Annotated in this window: 5 protein-coding genes and 1 pseudogene; all 6 read right to left on the bottom strand. The window is 37.8% G+C overall.

Annotated elements, in window-relative coordinates; translation table 11 throughout:
- Positions 1-1,657, bottom strand: a 1,657-nt coding sequence (locus ACN0QX_RS15365) for an alpha-ketoacid dehydrogenase subunit alpha/beta (RefSeq protein ID WP_417198189.1), incomplete at its 3' end; no start/stop codon positions are given.
- A 152-nt stretch (positions 1,658-1,809) separates the two neighbouring features.
- A complete protein-coding gene (locus ACN0QX_RS15370; RefSeq protein WP_417198190.1) occupies positions 1,810-3,081 on the bottom strand; it encodes a dihydrolipoamide acetyltransferase family protein in 1,272 nt (423 codons plus the stop codon).
- A gap of 150 nt (positions 3,082-3,231) precedes the next feature.
- On the bottom strand, positions 3,232-3,828 hold the full coding sequence (locus tag ACN0QX_RS15375) for a transferase hexapeptide repeat family protein (protein ID WP_417198191.1): 597 nt from the start codon (positions 3,826-3,828) through the stop codon (positions 3,232-3,234).
- Positions 3,829-3,909: 81 nt separating this feature from the next.
- Positions 3,910-4,659 carry an enoyl-CoA hydratase/isomerase family protein gene (locus ACN0QX_RS15380; protein WP_417198192.1) on the bottom strand — a complete coding sequence of 250 codons (750 nt, stop codon included), beginning with the start codon at positions 4,657-4,659 and terminating at the stop codon, positions 3,910-3,912.
- Between the two features lie 40 nt (positions 4,660-4,699).
- Positions 4,700-5,017, bottom strand: a complete 318-nt coding sequence (locus tag ACN0QX_RS15385; RefSeq protein WP_417198193.1) for a GIY-YIG nuclease family protein — start codon at positions 5,015-5,017, stop codon at positions 4,700-4,702.
- A gap of 75 nt (positions 5,018-5,092) precedes the next feature.
- Positions 5,093-5,396, bottom strand: a pseudogene (locus ACN0QX_RS15390) (phenylacetic acid degradation bifunctional protein PaaZ); the annotation flags it as partial.

The raw sequence follows: 5,396 nt of genomic DNA on the forward strand, positions 1-5,396 counted from the left end.
ACACATAATCTTCACTTGGCTCTACCGATGTTGCGCCTTGCGTTCCTGGTACTTTAGACCAATACAAGCCTTTATGCTCTAAAATTACAACTGGATTTGGATCATAATAAGCCGCCTTCATCAAACCTTTTAAGTCGGCACCATTACTTGGATAGGCTATTTTAATACCACGAATATTTGTAATTACACTTTCAACAGAAGATGAATGATAAGGGCCGCCACTGCCATAAGCTCCAATTGGCACACGTAAAATCATACTTACAGGCCATTTTCCGTTACTCAAATAGCAACTTCTACTAACTTCTGTAAATAACTGGTTTAGGCCAGGCCAAATATAATCGGCAAATTGAACCTCTACAATTGGTTTTAAACCAACAGCGCTCATTCCTACAGTAGAGCCAACAATAAAGGCTTCTTGAATGGCTGTATTAAATACGCGGTCATCACCAAATTTTTGAGCAAGCGTTGCTGCTTCTCTAAAAACTCCACCTAACCTACCACCAACATCTTGACCATAAAGCAGGCATTCCTTATGTTTTTTCATTAATTCTTCAACGGCAAACAAGGCACAATCTACCATGACCACTTTATCTGCACCTTTTGGTGAACGTTCTCCTACTTCTTCAGTAATGGGTGTTGGAGCAAAATCATTTGTAAACAAATCTTCAGGTTTTGGTTCTTCTGCCAGAAGCGCTTTTTCAAAATCGGATTGTACGGTTGCTTTAACAGTATCCTCAATAGCTTGGATATCCGCTTCAGAAAAACCACCATCTAACATTTGTTGTTTTAAAACAGGATACGGATCACGCGATTTGGCTTCTTCCAAATCATCCCGATACCACTCCATTCTAACACCTGACGTGTGGTGATTTAACAATGGTACTTTGGCATGCACTAAAAATGGTCGACGCTCCGCTCGCATGGTTTTAATAACGGTTTCCAAGGCTTCATAACTTTCCGTAAAATCAGCACCATCAATAGTAATGGCTTCTAAGCCGTGAAATCCTTTGGCATATTCAAACGCATTTTGTGCTCTTGTTTCGGCCGCATTCGCAGAAATATCCCATCCATTATCTTGGACTAAAAACAAAATGGGTATTTGTTTTAAGCCTGCCATTTGGAAAGCTTCGGCAATTTCACCTTCTGTAACAGATGCATCACCTAATGAACAAACGGTTATTGGATTTTTTTGAGATGCCTCACTAGCCTTCTGAAGAACATTAGCATTTGTTAACCCTTGTTGCTCTATATATTTCATACCCATTGCAACACCTGTTGCTGGAATAGCTTGCATACCAGTTGCGGAAGATTGATGTGGGACTTTAGGTTTATCAGCATCCTTTAAACTCGGGTGGGCATAATAGGTTCGACCTCCAGAAAACGGATCATCTTTTTTAGCTAGTAATTGCAACATTAAATCATAAGGTTTCAGACCAAAAGACAAAAGCATGGCATCATCCCTATAGTATGGGAATGCATAATCTTGCGGCAATAACTGCATGCCTATTGCGGTTTGAATGGCCTCATGTCCTCGGGAGGTTGCATGCACATATTTTGATACTTGCTTGAAATTAGCTTCATACAGTTCTGCCATGGCTTTGGCTGTACATAAATTTATGAATCCTTTTTTTAATATGTCTTTGTCTAAAATACTCATATTTAACTTTTTTTTGGGCGTTACCCGAAAGGGTCGGGCTTTTCGCTATATCTTTTTTGCGAAAAACAAAAAAGGATGCCGCTTCAATCCCTAACGCGAAATATTACTAAACACCTCAACATTTTTTAAAACGTTTAAGATCTTTTTAATTATTAAATTTTTCTATCCACATCAAATTGCTCAAAATAATCGGCAACACGACGCACAAAACTACCGCCTAAAAAGCCATCAACCACACGATGGTCAAATGACAATGATAAATACATCATACTACGAATAGCAATTTCATCACCTTTTTCTGTTTCCATGACTTCAGCGCGTTTTTTAATAATTCCTAATGCTAAAATAGCAACTTCAGGTTGGTTTATAATTGGGGTTCCCATAACACTACCAAAAGTTCCAACGTTGGAAATAGTAAACGTACTTCCTTTTATATCATCACCGCCTAATTTATTTTCTCTAGCTTTAATAGCTAATTCATTTACGTTTTCCGCAATAGTTTTTAAATCTTTAGAATCCGCATTTTTTACGACAGGAACAATTAAATTCCCACTCGGCAAGGCCGTTGCCATTCCGATATTAATATTTTCTTTGACAATAATGTTATTGCCATCTACAGAAGCATTGATATTTGGATAATCCTTAACAGCTTTAGCAACCGCTTCCACAAACAAAGGTGTGAATGTTAAGCGCTCACCATATTTTTCCTGAAAGGCTTTTTTATTCGCATTTCGCCAGTTAACCATATTCGTCATATCAGCCTCTACATAAGCGGTAACGTGTGGTGCGGTATGCTTTGAATACACCATATGATCAGCTATCATTTGGCGCATTCTGTCCATTTCAATGACTTTCCCTTTGCCTTTATCAAAGGTCAATTGGGGAATTCTATAAGCCGTAGGATCTTGTGCTACGGCTTGCGAAAATTGATACGGACGACCGTCTTCTATATAATTAAACACATCACTTTTGCGCAATCTGCCTTGATGACCGGTTGCAGGAATTCTGGCTAGTTCCTCAAAACTAATATGTTGTTCTTTAGCTATTTTAATAACTAAAGGGGAAAAAAATGTATTTGCGTTTGTATTTGAAAATGCTGCTGGAGCTAAAACCGATGGAATTGGTTTTGGTTTATTATCTTTTTTCTGCTTTTGAGCGTCTTGGCTAGCGCTCTGACTGACAGAATCGGCTTTTGGTTTTACATTTCGTTCTTCTGAAACCTCTAAAATGGCAATAACCGCTCCTACCGGAACAACATCTTTGGCTTGAAACAGCGTTTCTACCAAAGTTCCAGATGCAGGTGCTGGCACCTCATTGTCCACTTTATCTGTGGCGACTTCTAGAATAATATCGCCTACTTCAAAGGTGTCGCCAATGTTTATTAACCAGTTGATGATGGTTCCTTCTGTTATACTTTCGCCCATTTTGGGCATTTTTAAATCAAACTTGGACATTATTTGTTCTAATTTTAATTTATTCAACCAGCGTTAGCGATTGAACGGTTTGTTTGAGCTCTCGCGACCTTTTTGTCGTGAAGCGAGTAGTGAAAGCGCGACCCTTGTGGTAACGCCCAATTATTTCTTCATAAAATCGCGTAGTGTTTTATACACATCTTCTTGAACTTTCATGTTTTCAGGTACTTCGCGAAGTGCCTCTACCTCTTCTAAACTTTCATGACAGTCGGCTGGTAATTGTTGATACAATTGAGTGCCTTTAGTTTTCCAAGCAATCATGTCATCTGATACGGCTTTAATCACTTTTGCTGGATTTCCAACCACTAAACTCCGGTTTGGAATTTTAGTTTCCGCTCTAACGAATGCCATAGCTCCTACGATACTTTCATCTCCAATTTCGGCATCGTCCATAATAACAGCATTCATACCTATTAAGCAATTACGCCCCAAATTAGCACCATGAATGATGGCACCGTGCCCCACATGAGCACTTTCTTTTAAGGTGATGGATTTACCTGGAAACATATGAACAGTACAGTTTTCTTGAACATTTACGCCATCTTCCAAAATAATTTGTCCCCAATCACCACGAATGGCAGCGCCAGGTCCAATGTAACAGTTTTTTCCAATAATAACATTTCCAGTTACAGCAGCTAGTGGGTGCACGAAACTGGATTCGTGAACCACTGGTGTATAACCTTTGAATGAATAAATCATACTTTTTTTATTATGTCATTACGAGGACAAAGGACGTGGCAATCTCTTTATGAGATTCATCGCTTTGCTCTGAATGACAATTTATTTATATGTTTTTAATTTTTCTTTAGTAAATTCTGAAAGCACTAAACGCCCACTGGTTGCTGCGCGCTCTGCTAAAAGGTCGTCCCAATTATCGGTACCACTCCAGAATACTTTTTTCATTTCTACCATGGCTTCTGGATTGTAGGTACACAAATGTTCGGCTGTTGTTTTTACAGCATTGTTTAAAGCTTCCGTACTTTCATAAACTTGCGTAAATAAGCCCTTTTGTTGCGCCCATTCTGCTGGATAAAACGAATTGGCATCAATAGCTATTTGCGACATCGCGCTTAATCCAATTTTACGTTCAATTGCAGGTCCTACAACAAAGGGCCCGATACCAATATTTAATTCACTCAACTTAATAGCCGCAAATTTTGTTGCCATACAATAATCGGTTGCCGCTGCTAATCCTACACCACCTCCTACTGTTTTTCCTTGAATTCGACCAATTATGAATTTTGGACATTTACGCATGGCGTTTATAACATTGGCAAATCCTGAAAAGAAAACTTTTCCTGTGGCTGCATCATCAATATTAATAAGCTCTTCAAAGCTGGCGCCAGCACAAAAAGTTCTATCGCCGCCACTTTTAAGAACAATGACTTTTATGTTATTGTTTTTACCAGCGTCTGTGATTGTTTGGGCTAATTCTGCCAATACATTACCTGGTAAGGAATTGTGAGCTGGATGAAAAAACTCTATGTAGGCTACTTCGTTTACTATGTTTTGTTTTACGTATGGTTTCATTGTTTTTAACTTGTCAATGCGTACTTGTTACGCATTCGTATTAATACTTTTCTTTATTATATTTGCTTAAATCCCAATCCGAACTCAAATCAATCCAGTTTGGATTCATTTCGGTAATGATATTAATTTTCCATTCTCTTTTCCACTTTTTGATTGTCTTTTCACGTCTAATAGCAATTCTTACATCTGCATGTTCTTCAAAATAAACTAATTTTTTAATGTTGTAATGTCCAACATGTGTTCCATGTGTTGCCAGTCTATGTTCACTCATGCGTCTTCTAATACTATTTGTTACACCTACATAAAAGATGTGGTTTCTTTCATGAGTTAGAATGTATGTATAATATTTTTTTGACATTTTCGCTTAAAACTGATTGGTTAAAATCCTCTTCGCACATACTCCAAGCGACTGCGCAACAAGTGCGCATTGACATTATAATAAAGCAAATTGTTCAAAGTGATGATTCAAATGTTTTCGTTCTAATAAATACGATTCATATCTATTCAATTCTCCAAACACTAAATTCTTTAATTTGGCTTCTGGGTTTTCTTCATAATATGCCAAATACTTTTTGCGTTGTTCCTTAAATTGTTGGATTGCCGTTTCTAAATCTGGATATTTTAAAGGCTCTAATATATCTTTTTCCAAAAGGGGGAAATTTGTTCCTTTAGGAAACTTCTCATAATTATAAAGACTAGCATGTACCTTTTCTAGAATTTTTTCTGGCGTTGCAATA

The organism is Bizionia sp. (assembly GCF_048259285.1).
In the GTDB taxonomy this organism is placed as follows: Bacteria; Bacteroidota; Bacteroidia; order Flavobacteriales; family Flavobacteriaceae; genus Algorimicrobium; species Algorimicrobium hallyeonense.